Below are 21,582 nucleotides of genomic sequence, written 5' to 3'. Positions count from 1 at the left end.
CCCAGAGGTGCACGCCACGATCGGCGGGGTCCGCGACGCGGTCGCCGCGCTCCGCGCCGCAGGGTGCACGGTCGCGTTCGTGCCGACCATGGGCGCGCTCCACGAGGGCCACCTCACCCTGGTGCGCCGCGCACGCGCGATCGCGGACGCCGTCGTCGTGTCCATCTTCGTGAACCCGCTGCAGTTCGGCGCCGGCGAGGACCTCGACCGCTATCCGCGCACGCTCGACTCCGACCTCGGCGCGCTCGCGCGCGAGGGCGCCGACCTCGTGTTCGCACCGACCGCCGACGAGATGTACCCCTACGGCGCGGTCGAGACGAACGTCACCGCCGGCCACGTCGGCACGCTGTACGAGGGCGCGTCGCGGCCGGGCCACTTCGACGGCATGCTCACCGTCGTCGCGAAGCTGTTCCACATCGTGCGGCCCGACATCGCGGTCTTCGGGCAGAAGGACGCGCAGCAGGTCTTCCTCGTCCGGCGGATGGTCGCCGACCTCAACGTGCCGCTCGCGATCGAGATCGTGCCGACGGTCCGTGAACCCGACGGCCTCGCGATGTCCAGCCGCAACCGCTACCTCGACGCCGACGGCCGGCGCACCGCGCTCGCCCTGTCCGAGGCGCTCGCCGCCGCCGGGGCGGCCGCCGGCGACGGGCTCGACGAGGTGCTCGCCGAGGCGGCGGGAGCGTTCGGCGACCACGACGGGATCGAGCTCGACTACCTCGTCGTCGTCGACCCGACGACCTTCCTGCCCGTCGACGACGGCGCGACCGGCCGGGCCACCGTGCTCGTCGCGGCGCGGGTGGGCGGCACGCGGCTCATCGACAACGCCGACATCGAGCTCGGCTGAGCCGCGGCATCCGGCTGCCCTTCAGGTCGGCGCGACGCGGCGGGATACGCTGGTGGCTGGCATCCCCTCGGATGCGCACCCCACCGACCACCCCCACACCGGAGACGCCATGGCCGACGAGACCACGCACGAGCCGACCGCCGAGGAGATCTCGGAGCAGAAGGCCGTGCGACTGGCCAAGCGCGAGCGGCTCATCGCCGACGCCGCCGACCTCGGCGACGGCGCCTATCCGGTCTCGGTCCCGGTCACCACGACGATCCCCGAGGTTCGCGCGCGCTTCGTCGGCCTCGGCGTCGACGAGCGGAGCGGCGAGACGGTGGGCGTCTCCGGTCGCGTCGTGCACCTCCGCAACACCGGCAAGCTGTGCTTCGCGGCGCTGCAGTCGGGCGACGGCAGCCGCATCCAGGCCATGGTCTCGCTCGGCGAGGTGGGCGAGGAGGCGCTCGCGGCCTGGAAGGACCTCGTCGACCTCGGCGACCACGTCTTCGTCGCGGGCGAGGTGATCACGAGCCGCCGCGGCGAGCTGTCGATCATGGCGACCGAGTGGCGGATGGCGGCGAAGGCCATCAACCCGCTGCCGAACCTGCACAACGAGCTCTCAGAGGAGACGCGCGTGCGCAGCCGTTACCTCGACCTGATCGCCCGCGAGCAGGCGCGGCGCAACGTGATCGACCGCGCCACGGTCAACGCGAGCCTGCGCTCGACGTTCGCGAACCTCGGCTTCATCGAGGTCGAGACGCCCATGCTGCAGGTCATGCACGGCGGCGCATCGGCGCGCCCCTTCGTCACGCACTCGAACGCGTTCGACACCGAGCTCTACCTGCGCATCGCGCCCGAACTGTACCTCAAGCGCGCGGTGGTCGGCGGCATCGAGCGGGTGTTCGAGATCAACCGCAACTTCCGCAACGAGGGCGCCGACTCGACGCACAGCCCGGAGTTCGCGATGCTCGAGGCGTACCAGGCGTACGGCGACTACCACTCGATCGCCGACCTCACGCAGAAGCTCATCCAGGATGCCGCGTACGCGATCGCCGGCTCGCACGTGGTCACCTGGGCCGACGGCACCGAGTACGACCTCGGCGGCGAGTGGGACCGCCTGTCGATGTACGGCTCGCTCTCCGAGGCCATCGGCGAGGAGATCACGCCCGAGACGCCGATGTCGCGCCTGAAGGAGCTCGCCGACGCGGTCGAGATCGAGGTCGACCACCCCCTTCCCGGCAAGTACGTGGAGGAGCTCTGGGAGCACCACGTGAAGTCGGGCCTCACCCGGCCGACGTTCGTCATGGACTTCCCGCTCGACACCTCGCCCCTGGTGCGCCAGCACCGCTCGATCCCCGGCGTCGTCGAGAAATGGGACCTCTACGTGCGCGGCTTCGAGCTCGCGACCGGCTACTCGGAGCTCGTCGATCCCGTCGTGCAGCGCGACCGCTTCGTCGAGCAGGCCCGGCTCGCCGCGGGGGGCGACCCCGAGGCGATGCGCCTCGACGAGGAGTTCCTGCGTGCGCTCGAGTTCGGCATGCCCCCGACGGGCGGCATGGGCATGGGCATCGACCGCCTGCTCATGGCGGTCACGGGGCTCGGCATCCGCGAGACGATCCTGTTCCCCCTGGTCAAGTGAGGCGGATGCCACGATGAACGACTACCTTCCCAAGAACGAGCTCGAGCCCGAGCGCGACCCGAAGCAGCCGTCCTTCGCGCGGATCGCGATCTGGGTGATCGTCGGCGCCGTGGGCCTCTACCTCCTCGGTTCCGGCATCTGGGGCATCGTCACCGCCGGCTGAGGATTCCGCGGGTATTCTGGAACGGCTATGGACGATTTCTGGCTGAACGCGATCTGGTCGCTCGCGCCGACCGTGCTGATCGGACTCATCTTCTGGTTCGTGATGCGCTCCCTGCTCCGCGCCGACCGGACGGAGCGCGACGCGTACGCCAAGATCGAGGCCGAGGAGCGTGCGAAGCTCGCCGACGAGCAGCACCGAACCGCGTAGCCGGGCATGACGGCAGCGCAGATCACGGCGATCGTCGCCCTGCTGGTGCTCGTCGTCGACATCGTCGTGCGCGTCGTCGCGATCATCGTCGTCCCGCGCAATCGCCGGCCCACGGCGGGCATGGCGTGGTTGCTCGCGATCTTCTTCATCCCCTACCTCGGGGTGCTCTTCTTCCTCCTGATCGGCAACCCGAAGCTTCCGAAGGCCCGGCGGGAGAAGCAGGCCGAGGTCGATCGGTTCATCCGCGAGAGCACGCACGGCGTCGAGCAGATCAGCGACCAGACCGATTGGCCCGACTGGTTCGAGGGCGTCGTGCGCCTGAACCGCAACCTCGGGGCGATGCCGCTCATCGGTCACAACAGCGCGCGGCTGATCGGCGACTACCGGGCGTCGCTCGACGCGATGACCGAGGCCATCGCCCGGGCGCGCCGGTACGTGCACGTCGAGTTCTACATCCTCGCGTACGACGCGACGACGGCCGGCTTCTTCGACGCGCTCGGCGACGCCGTGGAGCGCGGGGTCGAGGTGAAGGTGCTCCTCGACCACATCGCCTCGCGGCGGTCGAAGGGGTACCGGCGCACCATCCGTCGACTCACCGACATGGGCGTCGACTGGCGCCTCATGCTCCCGGTGCAGCCGTTCCGCGGCAAGTACCAGCGCCCCGACCTGCGCAACCACCGCAAGATCCTCGTCGTCGACGGCGAGGTCGCGTTCATGGGCTCGCAGAACATCATCGATCGCAGCTACAACAAGCGCACGAACATCCGGCGGGGACTCAAGTGGCAGGAACTCGTGGCCCAGGTCGAAGGGCCGATCGTGTCGGGCCTCGACGCGATCTTCGCGACCGACTGGTACCTCGAGACCGGCGAGGCGCCGTCGCGCGAGGAGCTGATCCCCTTCGCGCAGCCGCCGGCCGAGCAGAACCTCGACTGCCAGGTCGTGCCGAGCGGTCCCGGGTACCAGAACGAGAACAACCTCAAGCTCTTCCTCGCGCTGCTCTACGCCGCGCGCGAGCGCATCATCATCACCTCGCCCTACTTCGTGCCCGACGAGGCGATGCTCCGTGCGATCAGCGGCGCCACGCAGCGCGGCGTCCACGTCGAGCTCTTCGTCTCCGAGATCGGCGACCAGGCGCTCGTCTACCACGCGCAGCGCTCGTACTACGAGGCCCTGCTGCGGGCGGGCGTGCGGATCTACATGTACCGGGCGCCGTTCATCCTGCATGCGAAGCACTTCACGATCGACGACGACGTCGCCGTGATCGGCTCGAGCAACATGGACATCCGGTCCTTCGAACTCAACATGGAGGTGTCGCTCCTCGTCCGCGGCGCGTCGTTCGTCCGCGAGATGCGCGCGGTCGAGGACGGCTACCGACGCGACAGCCGTGAACTCGGCCTCGAGGAGTGGATGCGGCAGCCCCTCCGGTCGACCGTGCTCGACAACCTCGCGCGACTCACGTCCGCGCTGCAGTAGGTCGACGGAATGGCCGGGCGCGCGCGTCTCCTCCTCCCGGTCGTCGTCGCCGCAGGTGCGACCCTCGCGGCGGCGTTGCATGCTCCCGGATGGGTCCCTCCCCCCGGGAGCGCGGCCGGTGCCCCGGCCGCGGATGACCGCGTCTCGCCGCTGCTCGCCTCGCCGCTCGTCGCGCCGCCGACGAGCTACCCCTTCCAGCCCGAGCTTGCGACGGTCGCCGACGATCCGACCGATGCGTCGATCGACCGCGGCGTCATCCCGTACGACGAGATCGCGCCGAAGCTCAACGGCCTGACCGCTGTCAGCGACCGGATCTCGGTGCAGGTCGTGGGGGAGTCGGCGCTCGGCCGCGACATCCACCTGGTCACCCTCACGGCGCCCGAGGACGCCGACGAGACGAAGCGCCAGACGACCTACCGCGAGATGATCACGCACGACCCGGCGGCCGCGGCGAAGAGCGCGTCGCTGCTGGCGGACTACAAGGTGCCGATCTGGTTCAACGCGAACATCCACGGCGACGAGTGGGAGGGCACCGACGCCCTGCTCGAGTACATCGAGCACCTCTCGACCGCGCCGTACGCCGAGGTGGCGGACGTGCTCGAGCACCACCGGCTCTACTTCACCGTCGCCAACAACCCCGACGGCCGGGCGCTCGGCCGGCGCGCGACGGCCGACGGGTTCGACGCCAACCGCGACATGATCACGGGCGCGACCAGCGAGGCGCGCATCATCCGCGACCTGTCGCGCGTCATCCGGCCGACGTTCTACGTCGACCTGCACGGCTACACGAACGTGCTGCAGGTCGAGCCCTGCGGTCCGCCGCACGGTGAGAACTACGAGTACGACCTCTTCCTCCCGCACGCGTACGCCGCGGCGCTCGAGGTCGAGGAGGCCGTGACCATGGCCGACATCCCCGGCAACACGTACCTCGACCGCACCACGAACCGCGTGACGACCGAGAACACCGGCAACATCCGGATCCCCTACCGCGACCTCCGCGCGGGCTGGGACGACTGGCCGCCGATCTTCACGCCGCAGTACGTGGCCTACCACGGCGCCGTCGCCAACACGGTCGAGCTGCCGCTCGGGCGTGTGAGCCCGTCGAGCGATCCGAGGAACGCGGCGAACTCGGCCGTCAATATCGACGTCGCGGGGGTCGTGATCGCCGCCTCCGTCGACTACGCGCTGGAGCACTCCGCCGCGCTGCTGTCCAACCAGATCGAGATCTTCCGCCGTGGGCTCGCGGGCGAGCCGCTCGTCGAGATCGCGGCCGACGTCGATCCGGCCGAGGTGGCCGAGCCGAGCCAGTGGGCCCGGATCTGGGATGGGACCGACGTGAACTCGGCCGAGTTCCCGCGCGCGTACGTCATCCCGGCCGGCGCCGCGCAGCGATCGGCGACGGACGCCGCGAACCTCGTCGACCAGCTCATCGCGAACGGCATCGAGGTGCAGCGGGCCTCCGCGGCCTTCACGGCCGACGGCACCAGGTACGAGAGCGGCTCATACCTGGTCGACATGCACCAGCCGCTCCGCGGCATGGCCAACGTGCTGCTCGCGGACGGCTCGGACGTCTCGGACCGCGTTCCCGAGACGTACGACATCTCCGCCTGGAGCCTGGCTCTCCTGTGGGGCGCCGACGTCGACGCGGTCGGTTCGACGGGCGATCCCGCCCCGGAGGCCGAACTCGAGGACGTCGCCGAGGCGGCTCCCACCGGCTCGGTCCCGGTCGACGGCGCGTACCTCGAGCTCGCCACGCCCGGCGTGGCCGAGTACCGGGCGGTCAACGCATTGCTCGAGTCGGACGTCCCGGTGTCGGCCTTCGCCGACGGCTCGGTCGTCATCGAGGCGGATGCCGCGGGGCGGGCCGCCGCCGTGGAGGTCGCCGACCTCACCGGCGTCGCGTTCACGGCGTCCGACGGATCACGGCTGGGCGTCGAGGAGAGCACCGGGCTCGACGACCTCACGATCGCGTACTCGGGCGGCGTCGACGAGCTGAAGACGCTGCGGGAGCTCGGGTTCGAGGATCCGATCGCGATCTCGTCGGCCACGCTGGCGAACGGCACGGCGGGCCTCGACGCGGTCGACGTCCTCTGGATCGGCGGCGCCCTGGTCTTCTCGTCGTCGCATGCCGTCGGCCGGGCCGAGGTCGAGGAGTACCTGGCGGCCGGCGGCGGCGTGGTCGGCGAGGGAACGGCGATCGCGGGCTTCGCGAACGCGTTCGGCCTCGTGACCTCGACGGCGAGTTCCGGAACGAGGGGGTCGAACGGCATCGCGTCGGTCGACCCCGTCGACGGCGGTCTCCTCGGCACGTACCCGCAGGACACGGCGTTCGTCTCCCCGGCGGTCTGGTACTCGAACCTCGGCGCGAACGCCGTGGTCGAGCAGACCTACGCGGCCGACCCGTTCATCTCGGGTCACTGGCGCGACTCGACGGGTCGTTCGACGGCGGACGCCGCGGGGCGTGCCTCGGCCGTGTCCGCCGAGACCGAGGCGGGCAACCGCGTGCTGATGTTCGGCACGTCGATGAACTTCCGGACCCACCCGGTGGGGCAGTTCGGCCAGATCGCGCGCGGGCTGTTCTGGGCCGGCAGCGAGGGCGCAGAGGTCCCCGCTCCGTAGTTCGACGGATGCCACGGGAGGCGTCGCTCGGGACGCGTTCCCGGCCGGGGCGGTCGCATGTCCGGACCGGAAGCTTCTTCGCTTCTGTGGGAATTTCTGCGAATGTCTTGCTTTCTATGGGAACAGCGAGGTAAGCTCACACAAACGCAGGTTGAACGACGAGCTGGCACGGAGGCCGCATGTACGCGATGGAGCGACACGAGCACATCCTCGACGCACTCGCCCGGACCGGGCGGGTCTCGGTCGCCGGCCTCGCCGACGAACTCGACGTCACCGCCGAGACCATCCGCCGCGACCTCGACGCGCTCGAGCAGGCCGGGCACCTCCGACGCGTGCACGGCGGCGCCGTCGGCACCGGCCGAGCCAGCCTCGCCGAGACCACGGTCCTCGAGCGCACGGGCCAGCGGGCCGAGGCCAAGCGCGCGATCGCGCGCGAGGCGATGGCCCTCGTGCCGCCGACCTTCACCGGGTCGATCCTGCTCGACGCGGGCACGACCACCGGCGCGCTCGCCGACGCGCTCGCGGGCTGGCAGCCCGCGTCCGGCACGCCGCCGCTCACGGTGTACACGAACTCCGTCCCGATCGCGGCGCTCCTGCACGGCAGTCGCGACCTCGTCGTCCGGATCATCGGGGGCACGATCCGCGGCATCACGAGCGCCGCGGTCGGACCGTCGGCGATGGCGCAGCTCGCCGAGATCCGCCCCGACATCGCGTTCATCGGCACGAACGGCGTGAGCGCCGACTTCGGCCTCTCGACGCCCGACGAGCTCGAGGCCCAGGTCAAGCAGGCGATGGTCGACCGCGCCAGGCTCGCCGTCGTCCTCGTCGACTCGTCGAAGCACGACGACGAGGCGCTGCAGCGCTTCGCCGCCCTCGACGAGGTCGACGTGCTCATCACCGACGCGCCGCCCGGTCCCGCGCTCGCCGTCGCACTCGACGAGGCCGAGGTGGAGGTGCGGGTCGCATGATCGTCACGCTGACCGCCAACCCGTCGCTCGATCGCACCGTCGAGCTCGACCGGGTACTCGCCCGTGGCGAGGTGCAGCGCGTCGCCCGCAGCGTCGAGGAGCCCGGCGGCAAGGGCGTCAACGTCACCCGCGCACTCGTCGCGGCCGGCGCCGACTCGGTCGCCGTGCTGCCCGGCCGGTCCGACGATCCGCTGATCCTCGCGCTCGCCGCGGCCGCCCTCCCGGTCGTCACCGTTCCCATCGCCGGGCGACTGCGCTCGAACATCACGATCACCGAGCCCGACGGCGTCACCACGAAGCTCAACGAGCCCGGCCCCGCGCTCGACGACGACGAGCAACGCGCCCTCATCCGCGCCGTGGTCGAGCGGTCGGCGGATGCCTCGTGGCTCGTGCTCGCCGGCTCGCTCCCGCCGTCGCTGCCCGACGACTTCTACGTCCGGGTCGTCCGCGACGTGCGCGCCGCGGGTGCGTCCGCACGCATCGCCGTCGACACGTCCGGCGCCCCGCTCGCCGCCCTCGTCGACTCCGGCGAGGAGATCGACCTGATCAAGCCGAACGGCGAGGAACTCGCCGAGCTGACCGGCGAGATCGACCCCGACGCCCTCGAAGCCGACCCCGAGCGGGTCGCCGGGCTTGCGGCGGGGCTCGCGCCCCGCGGCATCCGCTCGGCCCTCGTCACGCTCGGCTCACGGGGCGCCGTCCACGTCGCGGCCGGGGGCGCCTGGTTCGCCCCCGCGCCGCGGATCGATGCGCGCAGCACGGTCGGCGCGGGCGACAGCTCGCTCGCCGGCTTCCTGCTCGCCGTGACCGAGGGGGTGGGGCCCGACCGGGCGCTCGCCCAGGCGGTCGCACACGGAGCGGCCGCCGCGTCGCTTCCCGGGTCGGCCGTGCCCAGCCGGGCGCAGGCCGACGCGTCCGCCATCACCGTCACCAGAATCCGGGGCGCCGTCGCCCCGGCCGTCCACTAGGAGGAATCGATGTCCACCGTCATCGACCAGCGACTCGTCAGCCTCGACGAGCCGATCGGCGCCGACAAGGCCGCCGTCATCCGGGCCCTCGCCGACGCCGTCGTCGCCGCGGGCCGCGCCACCGACACCGACGCGCTCTTCGCCGACGCGTGGGCTCGCGAGGAGAAGGACTCCACGGGCGTGCCCGGCGGCATCGCCATCCCGCACGCGAAGTCCGACGCCGTGACCGAGCCCACGCTCGCGGCGGCCCGGCTGCCCGAGGGCGTCGACTTCGGCTCGTTCGACGGGCCGGCCGACCTCGTGTTCCTCATCGCCGTGCCGACGGCCTCGACGCAGGACCACCTCGCAGTGCTCTCGACGCTCGCCCGCTCGCTCATCCGCGAGGACTTCGTGGCGTCGCTGCGCTCCGCACCCGACACGGCGGCCTTCGTCGCGCTCGTCGACGAGGCGCTCGCGCCCGAGCCCGAGGCGGCGCCCGCCGCAGCGCCCGCCGCGACGGCGGGTGCGCCGGCCGGCGCTGCCGGTGCTGCGGCCGGCACCGCGGCCTCCGCATCCGCCGAGCCCGCGGCATCCGCCCACGGCAGCGGCGCGCCGGTGCTGATCGCCGTCACCGCGTGCCCCACCGGCATCGCCCACACCTACATGGCCGCCGACGCGCTCGCCGCGGCCGCCAAGCGCGAGGGCGTCGAACTGCACGTCGAGACCCAGGGCTCGTCGGGCTCGACGCCGCTGGCGCCCGAGGTCATCGCACGGGCCGATGCGGTGATCTTCGCCGTCGACGTCGACGTGCGCGACAAGAGCCGCTTCGCCGGCAAGCCGGTCGTCCAGGGCCCCGTGAAGCGCGGCATCGACCACCCGACCGAGATGATCGACGAGGCCCTGGCCGCCATCGCCGACCCCTCGGCACCGCGCGTCACCGGCGAGGCGACCGCGACCGCGACCGCCGCGGCCGCGAACGAGCACTTCGGGCAGAAGGTGAAGCGCGTGCTCCTCACGGGCGTCAGCTACATGATCCCGTTCGTCGCCGGCGGCGGCCTGCTCATCGCGCTCGGCTTCCTCTTCGGCGGGTACGACATCACCGAGACGGCGGGCGAGATCGTCACGACGAACAGCCTGTTCGACCTTCCCGAGGGCGGCCTCCTCGTCTACCTGGGTGCCGTGTTCTTCCAGATCGGCGCGATCTCGATGAGCTTCCTGGTTCCGGCGCTCGCGGGCTACATCGCCTACGCGATCGCCGACCGGCCCGGCATCGCGCCGGGCTTCGTGGCCGGATCGGTGGCGGGCCTGATGGGGGCCGGCTTCATCGGCGGCCTAGTCGGCGGCCTGCTCGCCGGATGGGTGGCCCTGATGTTCGCCCGGCTCGACGTACCGCGCTGGCTCCGCGGACTCATGCCGGTCGTGATCATCCCGCTCGTCGCGTCGATCGTGGCCTCGGGGCTGATGATCGTCGTGCTGGGCGGTCCCATCGCCGCGTTCTCCACCGCGCTGAACGACTGGCTCGCCGGCCTGTCCGGTGCCGCCGCGGTCGTGCTCGGCCTGATCCTCGGCGCCATGATGGGCTTCGACCTCGGCGGCCCGGTGAACAAGGTCGCGTACTCCTTCGCCGTCGCCGGACTCGGCGCCGCGACGGTCGAGAACCAGGCGCCGCTCATGGTGATGGCCGCCGTCATGGCGGCGGGCATGGTCCCGCCCCTCGCGATGGCGCTCGCCACCGTGCTCGACCGCAAGCTGTTCACCCCGGTCGAGCGCGAGAACGGCAAGGCCGCCTGGCTGCTCGGCGCGGCGTTCATCTCCGAGGGCGCGATCCCGTTCGCCGCGGCCGACCTGTTCCGCGTCATCCCCGCGATGATCCTCGGCGGCGCGGTCGCCGGCGCGATCTGCATGGGAATGGGCGTCACCTCGCAGGCCCCGCACGGCGGCATCTTCGTGTTCTTCGCGATCGGCAACCTGCTGTGGTTCGTGCTCGCGATCATCGCCGGATCGGTCGTCGGAGCGCTCGTCGTCATCGCGCTCAAGCGCTGGGCGCACCGCCGCACCGTCCGCGAGGAGGTCGCGGAGGGCGAGCCCTCGATCGTCGCGGCCTGAGCGGCACGGCATCCCGGCGGCCGGCACCCATCGCGGTGCCGGCCGTCGGTCGTGCGTGCGGTGCGACGCCGCTGCCGAGGGTTGCCCTCGGGGTCGCGCGGCGCCCGCGACCGAGACGAGCGGATGCCGCGGCTCAGCGCCGCGGCTTGAGCCGCACGGTCGGGAGCTCGGGCGCCGGCAGCGGGTCTCCGTCGTAGCCGCCGACGACGCCGAACGGGCCGTCGGGGTCGTTGCGCGCGATCACGTCGGACTGCCACCGGCGACGGAACTCGACGATCTCGTCGTGCGAGCGGCCGATGAAGTTCCACCACATGACGAGCTCCTCGCCGAAGGGCACGCCGCCGAGGAGGACCACCCGCACGGGGTCGGCGTCGGCACGCAGGCGCACCCGCTCGTGCCCGCGCTCGAGGTGCGCGAGCTGCGCCCACGGCACCTCGGTCGCGGCATCCGTGCCGGGCACCTCGACGAACGCCGGACCGGCGTCGACCAGCAGGCCGTGCTCGAACGTCGGGTCGAGCGCGAGCTCGACCGTGCCGCCCGCCGGGAGATCGACCTGCGCGCCGAGGAGCGGGGAGAACACCGTGACCGGGGCGGCCGCGGCATCCGTGGTGGTTCCGTCGCCCGCCAGCTCGCCGACGAAGACGCGCACGGTCGCATCGCCGACCCGGAACGGGGTCGTGTCGGCGTGTTCGAAGAACGGCGCGATCGAGCGCGCATCGTCGGGCAGCACGACCCAGAGCTGCACCCCGTGCAGGCGCGTCGTGCCCGGCGTCGACACCTCGGAGTGCGAGATGCCCCGGCCGGCCGTCATCAGGTTCACGCCGCCCGGTCGGACCAGCTCGTGGCTGCCCGTCGAATCGCGGTGCTCGATCTCGCCCTCGAACAGCCAGCTCACGGTCTGGAGCCCCGTGTGCGGATGCGGCGGGACCACCATGCCGCCCGTCTCGGCGACCTCGTCGGGGCCGTAGTGGTCGGCGAAGCACCAGGCGCCGATCGTCGTGCGCCCGCGCTGCGGGAGGGTGCGGCGGACGGGCATCGCGCGCGGTCCGCCGAGGGGGACCTCGCGGTACTCGTACACGTCGACGCCGGGGCCCGTGGCCTCGTCGGGCGGGCAGAGCAGTTCGACGGGATCGCGCTCGAGGTTGCTCATGCCCGAATCCTACGCGCGGGGCGGTAGGGCCGGAGGTCCCGATCCCGGCGTCGTGTCCGTGGAAGCATGACCGCCATGACCGTGCTCACCGACGTCCGCCGCACCCGTCGCCTCGCGCTCGCCGGGGCGGCGATCGCCTCGGTGCTCCTGCTCACCGCGTGCAATCCCGGCTCGGGAGCGGTCGAGGACTTCCCCGGGCTGCCCGTCGCCGAGGAGGAGGCCGAGGCGGAGGCCGGCGGGGAGGAGACCGACCTCGGCGGATCCACCGAGGACCAGACCGATGAGGAGGACACCGTCGAGGTGCCGGAGCCGACGGGCGACGAGCCGTACGTGCAGTACCTCGACGACGGCGGCAAGCTCGCGATCACGATCTGGGGCTCGTCGACCTGCCCGGTCGTGCCGACCGAGCTGAAGGTCGTCGCAGAGGCCGGCGAGGGCAACGCGGTCGAGGCGGTGCTGCCGGAGCCCGAGACCGGTCCGTGCACCGCGGACTTCGTCCCGCACACCACCGTCTTCTGGACCCCCGTGTTCACCACGACGACCGAGCCGCTCGAGGTCACGATCGGCGACCAGGTCGTGACGGTGCCGATCAAGTAGCGGCCGATCCGTCGGGCCGGCCGACCGCGCGGACCGGGCGCTCCGGGTCGCCGGCCCCTCAGCCGTGCCCGAGCGTGAGGTCGACGAACAGCTCGCTCGCGACGCGTTCGAGGTCGTCGCGCACGTCGGCGGGGTCGCCGCCCGGCGGAACACGCACCACGATGTGCGCCTCGAAGAGCCGCCCGCCGGCCATGGGCGCGTCGCGCTGGCCCGTCGTCATGGTCTCGATGCTCAGCCCGTGCCGAGCGAGCACCGCGGAGACGTCGCGCACGATGCCCGGGTGGTCGTTGCCGATCAGGTCGATCCGGAAGGGCGTCCACGCGGCGGATGCCTCGGCCGCAGTCCGCGCGTCGACGCCCGGGTGCGCCGAGACCTCCATGAGCCCGTCGAGCCCGTCGAGCGCGGTGCGCAGCGCGGCCTCCTGCTCCTCGGGGACCTCGACGACGACGATGCCGGCGAACTGCCCCGCGAGCTCGGCCATCTGGCTCTGCTCCCAGTTGCCGCCGTGCTCGCCGACGACGTCGGCGAGCGCCTCGACGAGTCCGGCGCGGTCGTCTCCGATGACGGTCAGCACGAGTCTGGGCATGCGTGCATCCAACCATGCGCCGGATCGCGCGTCGAGGGTGTCAGCGGCCGGTCGCCGGCGCCGGCGGGCCTGCGTCGGCGGCGGGCCCCGCGGCATCCGCTCGACGCAGCACCAGCAGTTCGCCGATCTCGCAGTCGAGCACGCGACAGATCGCCTGCAGCGTCGAGAAGCGGATGGCGCGCGCCCGGTCGTTCTTCAGCACGCTGAGGTTCACGACGCTGACTCCGACGAGCTCGGCGAGCCGAGTGAGCGTCAGGCCGCGGTCCGCGAGCAGCTCGTCGAGCCGGCAGTGGACGTCGTGCGCCTCGTCGACCTCGGCCGGCGCCATCAGACGAGCCCCTCGGTGTCGCGCTGCAGGCGCTCGCCGACGGCGAAGGCGGTCGCGATGATCGCGACGACGAACGCCCCGAGGACGTACGGCATGAGGTCGACGCTCATGATCACGTTGTCGAACTCGCGGTCGGAGATGCGCGCGAACGCCCCGTTGGCGGACATATTGCGGAAGAACGGCACCGCGGCGGCCCCGAGCAGCCCGACGGTGCCCGCGGTGCCGACGAGCCGGGTGTTGCGCCGGCTGAACACCCGGCCCCTGAGGGTCGAGGCGCTGAGCAGGACCAGGCAGGCCACGACCGCCGCGACGGTGACGGCGAAGAGCACCTCGGCCACGACGAGGGCGACGAGCGACGCACCGGGCAGCTCGTCGGTGAAGAGGTACGCGCGGTCGAGCTCGACGGTGACGGGCGCGCCGCCCGGGCCGATCGGCGCCTCGGCGGGCGTGCCGGCGAACTCGGCGAGCACGCGGACGTCGCGGGAGGTGAGTGCATCGACGATTCGCAGGACGGCCCCGACGACGGCCCAGGCGACGATCCCCACTCCGGCGACGATGAAGGCCCGGATGCCGATCGTGTCGGCGCGCGAGGGGGTCTGGGGTGCGGTGCGGAGGTTCAGGTCCACGGCGAGGCCTTTCATATCGAGGAACGATAATAACGATATTCGATATGGTACGGATGCCGCGCGACACTGTCAACCGGCCCGAGCCGCCACGAGGCATCCGATCGGCTCGTCGCGACGAACCACGTCACGGGGCGTGCGCCCATGGCGAACACCGGCCCACCACGCAGCGACGGTCGTTACCGTTGAACGTAACGACGCCCCTACCCGGCGTCGGCGAGGAGTTGAGATGTTCGAGAGATTCACGGACCGAGCCCGTCGTGTCGTCGTCCTGGCCCAAGAAGAGGCCAAGATGCTGAACCACAACTACATCGGCACCGAGCACATCCTGCTCGGCCTCATCCACGAGGGTGAGGGCGTGGCCGCCAAGGCGCTCGAGTCCCTGGGGATCTCCCTCGATGCCGTCCGCGAGCAGGTGCAGGACATCATCGGGCAGGGCCAGCAGCAGCCGACGGGGCACATCCCGTTCACCCCGCGCGCCAAGAAGGTGCTCGAGCTGAGCCTGCGCGAGGCGCTGCAGCTCGGCCACAACTACATCGGCACCGAGCACATCCTCCTCGGCCTCATCCGCGAGGGCGAGGGCGTCGCCGCCCAGGTGCTCGTGAAGCTCGGCGCCGACCTCAACCGCGTGCGCCAGCAGGTCATCCAGCTCCTCTCCGGGTACCAGGGCAAGGAGCAGGTGCAGGTCGGCGCGAACGAGCAGCAGCAGCCGCAGGGCGGCTCGCAGATCCTCGACCAGTTCGGCCGCAACCTCACGCAGGCCGCGCGCGAGTCGAAGCTCGACCCGGTCATCGGCCGCGAGAAGGAGATCGAGCGGGTCATGCAGATCCTCTCGCGCCGCTCCAAGAACAACCCCGTGCTCATCGGCGAGCCCGGCGTCGGCAAGACGGCGGTCGTCGAGGGCCTCGCCCAGGCGATCGTCAAGGGCGAGGTGCCCGAGACGCTGAAGGACAAGCAGCTCTACTCGCTCGACCTCGGCTCGCTCATCGCCGGTTCCCGCTACCGCGGCGACTTCGAGGAGCGCCTCAAGAAGGTCACCAAGGAGATCCGCACGCGCGGCGACATCATCGTCTTCATCGACGAGATCCACACCCTCGTGGGTGCAGGCGCCGCCGAGGGCGCGATCGACGCCGCGTCGATCCTCAAGCCGCTGCTCGCCCGCGGCGAGCTCCAGACCATCGGCGCGACGACGCTCGACGAGTACCGCAAGCACTTCGAGAAGGATGCCGCGCTCGAGCGCCGCTTCCAGCCGATCCAGGTCGCCGAGCCCTCGCTCCCGCACGCGATCAACATCCTCAAGGGCCTGCGCGACCGCTACGAGGCGCACCACAAGGTGTCGATCACGGATGGCGCGATCGTCGCGGCGGCGAATCTCGCCGACCGCTACATCAGCGACCGGTTCCTGCCCGACAAGGCCATCGACCTCATCGACGAGGCCGGCGCCCGCCTGCGCCTGTCGATCCTGTCGTCGCCGCCCGAGCTGCGCGAGTTCGACGAGAAGATCGCCGTGGTCCGCGCCGCGAAGGAGACCGCGATCGAGGAGCAGGACTTCGAGAAGGCCGCGTCGCTGCGCGACGAGGAGAAGAACCTGCTCGGCGAGCGGCTCCGCCTCGAGAAGCAGTGGAAGTCGGGCGAGGTCAAGACGACCGCGGTCGTCGACGAGGGCCTGATCGCCGAGGTGCTCGCCCAGGCCACCGGCATCCCCGTCTTCAAGCTCACGGAAGAGGAGTCGTCGCGACTGGTCTTCATGGAGAAGGCGCTGCACGAGCGCGTCATCGGGCAGGAGGAGGCGATCTCCGCACTCTCGAAGACGATCCGCCGCACGCGCGCCGGCCTCAAGGACCCGAAGCGCCCCTCGGGGTCGTTCATCTTCGCGGGTCCGACGGGCGTCGGCAAGACCGAGCTCGCCAAGGCGCTCGCCGAGTTCCTCTTCGACGACGAGTCGGCGATGATCTCGCTCGACATGTCGGAGTACGGCGAGAAGCACACGGTCTCGCGACTGTTCGGCGCCCCTCCCGGCTTCGTCGGCTTCGAGGAGGGCGGTCAGCTCACCGAGAAGGTGCGCCGCAAGCCGTTCTCGGTCGTCCTGTTCGACGAGATCGAGAAGGCCCACCCCGACATCTTCAACTCGCTCCTGCAGATCCTTGAGGAGGGCCGCCTCACCGATGGCCAGGGCCGCGTGGTGGACTTCAAGAACACCGTCATCATCATGACGACGAACCTCGGCACGAAGGACATCTCGGGCGGCCCCGTCGGCTTCCAGGTCGAGGGCGACACCCGCACGGGCTACGACCTCATGCGTGCGAAGGTCAACGAGGAGCTGAAGAAGCACTTCAAGCCCGAGTTCCTGAACCGCGTCGACGAGATCATCGTGTTCCCGCAGCTCAGCAAGGAGGAGCTGCTGCAGATCGTCGACCTGTTCATCAAGCGTCTGGGTGAGCGCATGCTCGACCGCGACATGACCGTCGAGCTCACCACCGCGGCGAAGGAGCGTCTCATCGAGGTCGGGTTCGACCCGACGCTCGGCGCCCGTCCGCTGCGTCGCGCGGTGCAGCACGAGGTCGAGGACCGCCTGTCCGAGAAGATCCTGCACGGCGAGCTCAATTCGGGCGACCACGTGCACGTCGACTTCCGCGACGGCGAGTTCGTCTTCACCACCACCCAGCGGGCCCTGCCCGTCGGCGTCGGCGTGAACACGGGCGCGGCCCTCGGCACCGGACCGGCGACGCCCGACCTGGCGGCCGGCCAGTAACCCGGGTTCCATCACGACGGGGCGGATGCTGCGGCATCCGCCCCATCGTCGTCTCCGGGGGCCGACGTGGGAACCACCTCCCCGTCAACGGGTGCCTCGTCGTGCGCGACGGGGATATCGTCGAAGGATCGTTCCCCGGGCGAGGACTGCGAGGCGATCGACGATGAGCCACCAGCTGCTGGACTGGGCCGAGGCGAGCCTGCCGGAGATGCTCGCCGACCTCGAGCGGCTGATCCGGGTCGAGTCTCCGTCGGCCGATATCGAGGCCGTCGCGCGCTCGGCCGACGCGGTCGCCGCGATCGGCGAGCATCGGCTCGGCTTCGCACCCGAGCGGATCGTGATCCACGGGTGCACGCACCTCCGCTGGCACCTCGGGTCGCCGGAACCCGACGCCCCGCGCGTCCTGCTGCTGGCGCACCACGACACCGTGTGGCCGATCGGCTCCCTCGAGACCCATCCGTTCTCCCTGCAGGACGGCGTGATCCGGGGGCCGGGCTGCTTCGACATGCTGACCGGCCTGGTCATGGCCGTCCACGCGGCCGCGCACCTCGGGCACCTGCCCGACGCGGCCGTCACGCTGCTCGTCACCGGCGACGAGGAGCTCGGATCGCCGTCCTCGCGCGAGCTGATCGAGCAGGAGGCGGACGGCTGCGTCGCCGCGCTGGTGCTCGAGGCGAGCGGCGACGGCGGTGCGCTGAAGATCGGACGGAAGGGCACGTCGAACTACCGCGTCGACATCACCGGTCGAGCCGCGCACGCGGGCCTGGAGCCGGAGAAGGGCCTGAACGCGACGGTCGAGCTCGCGCACCAGGTCGGCGTCGTCGTGGGGTTCGCCGACGCCTCGGTCGGAACGTCGGTCACACCGACCCTCGCACGCGGCGGCACGACCGTGAACACCGTGCCCGCGCACGCGTCGTTCGACGTCGACGTGCGGGCGCTCACCGCGTCCGAGCAGCATCGCGTCGACGCGGCGTTCCGCTCGCTCGCGTCGGCCACCGGAGCGCGCATCACGGTGCACGGCGGGGTCAACCGTCCGCCCCTCGAGGTCGCCGCCACCGAAGGCGTGTGGAACCGTGCGCGCGCCGTGGCGAACGAACTCGGCCTCGACCTGCCCGACGCGATCGTCGTGGGCGGGGCATCCGACGGGAACTTCACCGCCGGGGTCGGCGTGCCCACGCTCGACGGCCTCGGTGCCGTCGGCGGCGGGGCGCATGCCGACCACGAGCACGTGATGGTCGCCGACATCCCGATCCGCAGCGCACTGCTCGTCGGGCTCATCCGCGACCTGCTCGGGATCGACGCGCACGCGAGGGACGCCTAGGCCGACCGCCCGTCATGCCGCGCCCCGCGCGCGCAATACGATGAGCGGATGACGCAAGCCTCCATCACCGTGCGCCGAGCGCGCACGCCAGACGTGCCGAAGATCGTGGACCTCGTCGAGCCGCTCGTGGCCCGTCGGATCCTGCTCGGCAAGGAGCGCGTCGACCTGTACGGCGCGGTCCAGGAGTTCCGCGTCGCGGAGACCGCGGACGGCGTGGTGGTCGGCTGCGGAGCGCTGCACGTCATGTGGGAGGACCTCGGGGAGGTCCGCACGCTCGCGGTGCACGACGAGTGGCTGGGTCACGGCGTCGGCCACGCGCTCCTGTCCGCACTCGAGGAGGACGCACGCGAACTCGGCCTCAGCCGGCTGTTCTGCCTCACGTTCGAGGTCGCGTTCTTCGGCCGGCACGGGTTCGAGGACATGGGCGCCGAGACGGTAGATCCGACGCTGTACGCCGAACTCGTGCGCTCGCACGACGAGGGCGTCGCGGAGTTCCTCGACCTCGCACGCGTCAAGCAGAACACCCTCGGCAACACGAGGATGCTGAAAGTCCTCTGAGCGTTCCTCACCCGCATCCGGGCACGCCGCACGACCGCGTCGGCGGGCCCGCCGAGCCGCCGTAGCCTGAGCCCATGTCGACCAACCGTCCCGCGCCAGGGCGCCTGCCCGCCTCCGTGTACCGACGTCGTCGGCTCATGGTGCTCCTGGGGCTCGTCGCGGTGATCGTCGCGGTCGTGCTCGTCTTCGTCCGGCCGGGCGCGAGCCAGGGCGACGACGTCGGAGCGACGACGCCCCCGAGCACCCCGGCCACTTCGGGCCCGGCCACCGACGAGGCGGCGGCGACGGATGCCGCGGAGCCGCCGGCGACGGAGGCCGCCGAGCCCGCGGCCGATGGCGACCCCTGCCGTGCCGAGCAGGTCACGGTCGAGGCGGTGACCGACAAGGCCGTCTACGCCGCGGGCGAGCAACCGAAGCTCTCGGTCACCATCACGAACACCGGGTCGAACGTCTGCGTCCTGAACGTCGGAACCGCGGCCCAGGTGTTCACGATCACGAGCGGTGCGGACACGTACTGGACCTCGACCCACTGCCAGGTCGACCCCGTCGACGCCGAGGTCTCGATCGAGCCCGGCACGCCGGTGTCCTCGAGCGAGCCCATCACGTGGGACCGCACCCGGTCGAGCGCCGACACGTGCGGCGGCGAGCGGGCGACGGTTCCCGCGGGCGGGGCCTCGTACCACCTGAGCGTGGCGGTCGACGGGTTCGAGTCGTCGACGTCGAAGCAGTTCCTCGTCTACTGACGCGACCGCCGGCGGATGTGTCCGCGTGTGACGCGCTGCCGTTGATCCGGCGAGGAATCCTCAGCAGGATCGGACCGGACCAACCACCCTCCGGTCCACGGGGTCCGCGGTGTCACCTCGCGCCGCGGGCCCCCGACCGCGAGCGGATGCGCGGCGGCCGCCTCGGTAGGCTGGGGTGATGGCCGGTGCGAAGCGTTCGAAGCCCAAGCAGCCCGTCGAGTTCCGCTCGCAGGCGCTCGCCGAGGCCCTCGAACGTCAGGACATGGCGGCGGTGGCACTCGCGCTGCGGAACGGCAACACGATCGTGCCGCTCATCAAGCCCGGGCCGCGCGACACCCCGCTCGACGGCGGCGAGGTGTGGACCTACCGCGACCCGAACACGGGCGAGGTCGCGCTGCTGCTCTTCAGCGACGCCGAGCACAAGCCGGCGAACCTGCCGCCCGCGGTCGGCCTGCAGAGTCCGGCCTGGCTGAAGACGTTCCTCACGCGGTACCAGTCGACGATCACGACCGTCTTCCTCGACATCGCCGGACCGCACCCGATGCAGGCGTCGCCCGCCGAACTGCTGAAGGCGCTCGAGGTCTAGCCGCCCCGCCCCGGATCAGAACGCCGCGTCGAGCTCGCGCTCGCGCGCGCCCGAGGCGGCCATCATCGCCCGTTCGACGGCCGCGCGCACGCTCCCGAGCTCGTCGTCGAGGAGCGCCCGGTAGCCGAGCCGCGCGGCCTCGGCCGCACGCTGCCGTGCCGACGCGACCGGTCGCACCTCGCCGGCGAGGCTGATCTCGCCGACCGCGGCGAGGTCGTGGGGCACCGCGCGGTCGCGCATCGCGCTCGCGATCGCGACGGCGATCGCGAGGTCGGCCGCGGGTTCGACGAGTCGCACGCCGCCCACCGTGGAGACGTAGACGTCGTGTTCGCCCAGCTGGCGGAGGCCGGCTCGGCGTTCCAGCACGGCGATGATCATCGCGACGCGCGACGGGTCGACCCCGTTCACCACGCGCCGCGGCTGCGGGGCCTTGGTGCCGACGACGAGCGCCTGCACCTCGACGGGGAGCGCGCGACGGCCCTCGAGCGCGACGGTCACGCACGTGCCGCTCACGGCGTTCCGCGAGCGGCTGAGGAAGAGCCCGGACGGATCGGGCACCTCGGCGATGCCGTCGCCCGTCATCTCGAAGCAGCCCACCTCGTCGGTCGGCCCGAAGCGGTTCTTGAGCGCCCGGACGAACCGCAGCGCGGTCTGCCGGTCGCCCTCGAACTGGCAGACGACATCGACGAGGTGCTCGAGCAGGCGCGGGCCGGCGATCGTGCCGTCCTTCGTGACGTGGCCGACGAGCAGCACGGGCAGCTGCCGCTCCTTGGCGACCCGGATGAGCGTGGAGGCGACCTCGCGGACCTGGCTCGGCTGGCCCGGGAGCCCGTCGGAGAGCGCGCTCGAGACGGTCTGCACCGAGTCGACGACGAGCAGCTCGGGGGAGACCTGGTCGACCTGGCCGAGGATCGTGGCCAGGTCGGTCTCGGACGCGAGGTAGAGCTCGTCGTGCAGCGCACCCGTGCGCCCGGCTCGCAGGCGGACCTGCGCCGTCGACTCCTCGGCGCTGACGTAGAGCACGCGGCGGCCGGTCGCGGCGACGCGGGCGGCGACCTCGAGCAGCAGCGTCGACTTGCCGACACCGGGCTCGCCGGACAGCAGGATGGCGGCGCCCGCGACGATGCCCCCGCCGAGCACCCGGTCGAACTCGCCCACCCCGCTCGGTCGGTGCGTCGCATCGTCGCTCTCGACGATCGCCGAGATCGGCCGGGCGGCGCGACCCGCGCTCGGCACCACGGCCTGCAGGCCCCGGACGATACCCGTCTCGGTGCCCGCCTCGACGACCGTGCCCCACTGCTGGCACTCGGCGCACCGGCCGACCCACTTGACGGTGCTCCAACCGCATTCGGTGCATCGGAACGCGGTGGTGGGTTTCGCCATGCCCTGA

At 71.7% G+C, this 21,582-nt stretch carries 20 protein-coding genes; 15 read left to right on the top strand and 5 right to left on the bottom strand.

Features of this window, described 5'->3' with window-relative positions:
- Nucleotides 1-19 precede the first annotated feature (19 nt).
- From panC to ACULK2_RS14100, 9 genes are all read left to right on the top strand, one after another.
- Entirely contained in the window at nucleotides 20-847 is an 828-nt protein-coding gene (gene panC, locus ACULK2_RS14140) for a pantoate--beta-alanine ligase (protein ID WP_445968648.1), read from the top strand.
- A 109-nt stretch (nucleotides 848-956) separates the two neighbouring features.
- Nucleotides 957-2,465 (top strand): lysine--tRNA ligase, encoded by a 1,509-nt coding sequence (gene lysS, locus ACULK2_RS14135; RefSeq protein WP_445968647.1) that lies wholly within the window; start codon nucleotides 957-959, stop codon nucleotides 2,463-2,465.
- 13 nt (nucleotides 2,466-2,478) lie between these two features.
- Entirely contained in the window at nucleotides 2,479-2,628 is a 150-nt protein-coding gene (locus tag ACULK2_RS14130) for a hypothetical protein (RefSeq protein WP_445968481.1), read from the top strand.
- 27 nt (nucleotides 2,629-2,655) lie between these two features.
- Nucleotides 2,656-2,835 (top strand): hypothetical protein, encoded by a 180-nt coding sequence (locus ACULK2_RS14125; RefSeq protein ID WP_430647790.1) that lies wholly within the window; start codon nucleotides 2,656-2,658, stop codon nucleotides 2,833-2,835.
- A 6-nt stretch (nucleotides 2,836-2,841) separates the two neighbouring features.
- Nucleotides 2,842-4,308 carry a cardiolipin synthase gene (gene cls / locus ACULK2_RS14120; protein ID WP_445968480.1) on the top strand — a complete coding sequence of 489 codons (1,467 nt, stop codon included), beginning with the start codon at nucleotides 2,842-2,844 and terminating at the stop codon, nucleotides 4,306-4,308.
- A gap of 9 nt (nucleotides 4,309-4,317) precedes the next feature.
- Nucleotides 4,318-6,927, top strand: a complete 2,610-nt coding sequence (locus ACULK2_RS14115) for a M14 family zinc carboxypeptidase (protein ID WP_445968479.1) — start codon at nucleotides 4,318-4,320, stop codon at nucleotides 6,925-6,927.
- Between the two features lie 179 nt (nucleotides 6,928-7,106).
- The gene (locus ACULK2_RS14110) at nucleotides 7,107-7,895 is read left to right on the top strand and encodes a DeoR/GlpR family DNA-binding transcription regulator (protein WP_445968478.1); all 789 of its coding nucleotides are present in this window, start codon (nucleotides 7,107-7,109) and stop codon (nucleotides 7,893-7,895) included.
- On the top strand, nucleotides 7,892-8,863 hold the full coding sequence (locus ACULK2_RS14105; RefSeq protein WP_445968477.1) for a 1-phosphofructokinase family hexose kinase: 972 nt from the start codon (nucleotides 7,892-7,894) through the stop codon (nucleotides 8,861-8,863). The genes ACULK2_RS14110 and ACULK2_RS14105 overlap by 4 nt, the downstream gene beginning before the upstream one ends.
- 9 nt (nucleotides 8,864-8,872) lie before the next feature.
- The gene (locus tag ACULK2_RS14100; RefSeq protein WP_445968476.1) at nucleotides 8,873-10,948 is read left to right on the top strand and encodes a PTS fructose transporter subunit IIABC; all 2,076 of its coding nucleotides are present in this window, start codon (nucleotides 8,873-8,875) and stop codon (nucleotides 10,946-10,948) included.
- Nucleotides 10,949-11,081: 133 nt separating this feature from the next.
- On the opposite strand, the gene ACULK2_RS14095 is transcribed toward ACULK2_RS14100, so the two are convergent.
- Nucleotides 11,082-12,098 carry a pirin family protein gene (locus ACULK2_RS14095; RefSeq protein ID WP_445968475.1) on the bottom strand — a complete coding sequence of 339 codons (1,017 nt, stop codon included), beginning with the start codon at nucleotides 12,096-12,098 and terminating at the stop codon, nucleotides 11,082-11,084.
- Between the two features lie 75 nt (nucleotides 12,099-12,173).
- Here ACULK2_RS14095 and ACULK2_RS14090 point away from each other — a divergent pair, with 75 nt between their 5' ends.
- On the top strand, nucleotides 12,174-12,695 hold the full coding sequence (locus ACULK2_RS14090; RefSeq protein WP_445968474.1) for a hypothetical protein: 522 nt from the start codon (nucleotides 12,174-12,176) through the stop codon (nucleotides 12,693-12,695).
- Nucleotides 12,696-12,753: 58 nt separating this feature from the next.
- Here the strand turns inward: ACULK2_RS14090 and ACULK2_RS14085 are convergent, their stop codons facing one another.
- From ACULK2_RS14085 to ACULK2_RS14075, 3 genes are read right to left on the bottom strand one after another with little or no spacing between them, the layout of a single operon-like run.
- The gene (locus tag ACULK2_RS14085) at nucleotides 12,754-13,281 is read right to left on the bottom strand and encodes a glycine cleavage system transcriptional repressor (protein ID WP_445968473.1); all 528 of its coding nucleotides are present in this window, start codon (nucleotides 13,279-13,281) and stop codon (nucleotides 12,754-12,756) included.
- 40 nt (nucleotides 13,282-13,321) lie between these two features.
- Complete coding sequence (locus ACULK2_RS14080; RefSeq protein WP_445968472.1) at nucleotides 13,322-13,609, bottom strand: helix-turn-helix domain-containing protein; 288 nt, start codon at nucleotides 13,607-13,609, stop codon at nucleotides 13,322-13,324.
- Complete coding sequence (locus ACULK2_RS14075; protein WP_445968471.1) at nucleotides 13,609-14,250, bottom strand: hypothetical protein; 642 nt, start codon at nucleotides 14,248-14,250, stop codon at nucleotides 13,609-13,611. Before ACULK2_RS14075 ends, ACULK2_RS14080 begins: the two co-directional genes overlap by 1 nt.
- Nucleotides 14,251-14,461: 211 nt before the next feature.
- On the opposite strand from ACULK2_RS14075, the gene ACULK2_RS14070 reads away from it, so the two are divergent.
- The 5 genes from ACULK2_RS14070 to ACULK2_RS14050 all read left to right on the top strand — a co-directional run bounded on the left by ACULK2_RS14070 (nucleotide 14,462) and on the right by ACULK2_RS14050 (nucleotide 20,192).
- Nucleotides 14,462-16,984: an ATP-dependent Clp protease ATP-binding subunit gene (locus tag ACULK2_RS14070; protein WP_445968470.1), complete on the top strand. Its 2,523-nt coding sequence runs from the start codon at nucleotides 14,462-14,464 to the stop codon at nucleotides 16,982-16,984.
- A 163-nt stretch (nucleotides 16,985-17,147) separates the two neighbouring features.
- Nucleotides 17,148-18,305 (top strand): M20 family metallopeptidase, encoded by a 1,158-nt coding sequence (locus ACULK2_RS14065; protein ID WP_445968469.1) that lies wholly within the window; start codon nucleotides 17,148-17,150, stop codon nucleotides 18,303-18,305.
- A gap of 48 nt (nucleotides 18,306-18,353) precedes the next feature.
- On the top strand, nucleotides 18,354-18,863 hold the full coding sequence (locus tag ACULK2_RS14060; RefSeq protein ID WP_445968468.1) for an amino-acid N-acetyltransferase: 510 nt from the start codon (nucleotides 18,354-18,356) through the stop codon (nucleotides 18,861-18,863).
- Nucleotides 18,864-18,937: 74 nt separating this feature from the next.
- Nucleotides 18,938-19,606 carry a hypothetical protein gene (locus ACULK2_RS14055; protein WP_445968467.1) on the top strand — a complete coding sequence of 223 codons (669 nt, stop codon included), beginning with the start codon at nucleotides 18,938-18,940 and terminating at the stop codon, nucleotides 19,604-19,606.
- A 178-nt stretch (nucleotides 19,607-19,784) separates the two neighbouring features.
- Nucleotides 19,785-20,192, top strand: a complete 408-nt coding sequence (locus ACULK2_RS14050) for a dehydrogenase (protein WP_445968466.1) — start codon at nucleotides 19,785-19,787, stop codon at nucleotides 20,190-20,192.
- A gap of 15 nt (nucleotides 20,193-20,207) precedes the next feature.
- On the opposite strand, the gene radA is transcribed toward ACULK2_RS14050, so the two are convergent.
- Complete coding sequence (gene radA, locus ACULK2_RS14045; protein ID WP_445968465.1) at nucleotides 20,208-21,575, bottom strand: DNA repair protein RadA; 1,368 nt, start codon at nucleotides 21,573-21,575, stop codon at nucleotides 20,208-20,210.
- Between the last annotated feature and the right edge of the window lie 7 nt (nucleotides 21,576-21,582).

The organism is Agromyces molybdatiresistens, assembly GCF_052748445.2.
Note: the sequence above shows the minus strand (reverse complement) of the source record. Positions and strands in the feature narration are given on the sequence as shown.

What these genes read in the sequence shown, in the direction of transcription:
- lysS (WP_445968647.1), top strand. Translation starts at nt 957, where the DNA reads ATGGCCGACGAGACCACGCACGAGCCGACCGCCGAGGAGATCTCGGAG.
- ACULK2_RS14130 (WP_445968481.1), top strand. Translation starts at nt 2,479, where the DNA reads ATGAACGACTACCTTCCCAAGAACGAGCTCGAGCCCGAGCGCGACCCG.
- ACULK2_RS14125 (WP_430647790.1), top strand. Translation starts at nt 2,656, where the DNA reads ATGGACGATTTCTGGCTGAACGCGATCTGGTCGCTCGCGCCGACCGTG.
- cls (WP_445968480.1), top strand. Translation starts at nt 2,842, where the DNA reads ATGACGGCAGCGCAGATCACGGCGATCGTCGCCCTGCTGGTGCTCGTC.
- ACULK2_RS14115 (WP_445968479.1), top strand. Translation starts at nt 4,318, where the DNA reads ATGGCCGGGCGCGCGCGTCTCCTCCTCCCGGTCGTCGTCGCCGCAGGT.
- ACULK2_RS14110 (WP_445968478.1), top strand. Translation starts at nt 7,107, where the DNA reads ATGTACGCGATGGAGCGACACGAGCACATCCTCGACGCACTCGCCCGG.
- ACULK2_RS14105 (WP_445968477.1), top strand. Translation starts at nt 7,892, where the DNA reads ATGATCGTCACGCTGACCGCCAACCCGTCGCTCGATCGCACCGTCGAG.
- ACULK2_RS14100 (WP_445968476.1), top strand. Translation starts at nt 8,873, where the DNA reads ATGTCCACCGTCATCGACCAGCGACTCGTCAGCCTCGACGAGCCGATC.
- ACULK2_RS14095 (WP_445968475.1), bottom strand. Translation starts at nt 12,098, where the DNA reads ATGAGCAACCTCGAGCGCGATCCCGTCGAACTGCTCTGCCCGCCCGAC.
- ACULK2_RS14090 (WP_445968474.1), top strand. Translation starts at nt 12,174, where the DNA reads ATGACCGTGCTCACCGACGTCCGCCGCACCCGTCGCCTCGCGCTCGCC.
- ACULK2_RS14085 (WP_445968473.1), bottom strand. Translation starts at nt 13,281, where the DNA reads ATGCCCAGACTCGTGCTGACCGTCATCGGAGACGACCGCGCCGGACTC.
- ACULK2_RS14080 (WP_445968472.1), bottom strand. Translation starts at nt 13,609, where the DNA reads ATGGCGCCGGCCGAGGTCGACGAGGCGCACGACGTCCACTGCCGGCTC.
- ACULK2_RS14075 (WP_445968471.1), bottom strand. Translation starts at nt 14,250, where the DNA reads ATGAAAGGCCTCGCCGTGGACCTGAACCTCCGCACCGCACCCCAGACC.
- ACULK2_RS14070 (WP_445968470.1), top strand. Translation starts at nt 14,462, where the DNA reads ATGTTCGAGAGATTCACGGACCGAGCCCGTCGTGTCGTCGTCCTGGCC.
- ACULK2_RS14065 (WP_445968469.1), top strand. Translation starts at nt 17,148, where the DNA reads ATGAGCCACCAGCTGCTGGACTGGGCCGAGGCGAGCCTGCCGGAGATG.
- ACULK2_RS14060 (WP_445968468.1), top strand. Translation starts at nt 18,354, where the DNA reads ATGACGCAAGCCTCCATCACCGTGCGCCGAGCGCGCACGCCAGACGTG.
- ACULK2_RS14055 (WP_445968467.1), top strand. Translation starts at nt 18,938, where the DNA reads ATGTCGACCAACCGTCCCGCGCCAGGGCGCCTGCCCGCCTCCGTGTAC.
- ACULK2_RS14050 (WP_445968466.1), top strand. Translation starts at nt 19,785, where the DNA reads ATGGCCGGTGCGAAGCGTTCGAAGCCCAAGCAGCCCGTCGAGTTCCGC.
- radA (WP_445968465.1), bottom strand. Translation starts at nt 21,575, where the DNA reads ATGGCGAAACCCACCACCGCGTTCCGATGCACCGAATGCGGTTGGAGC.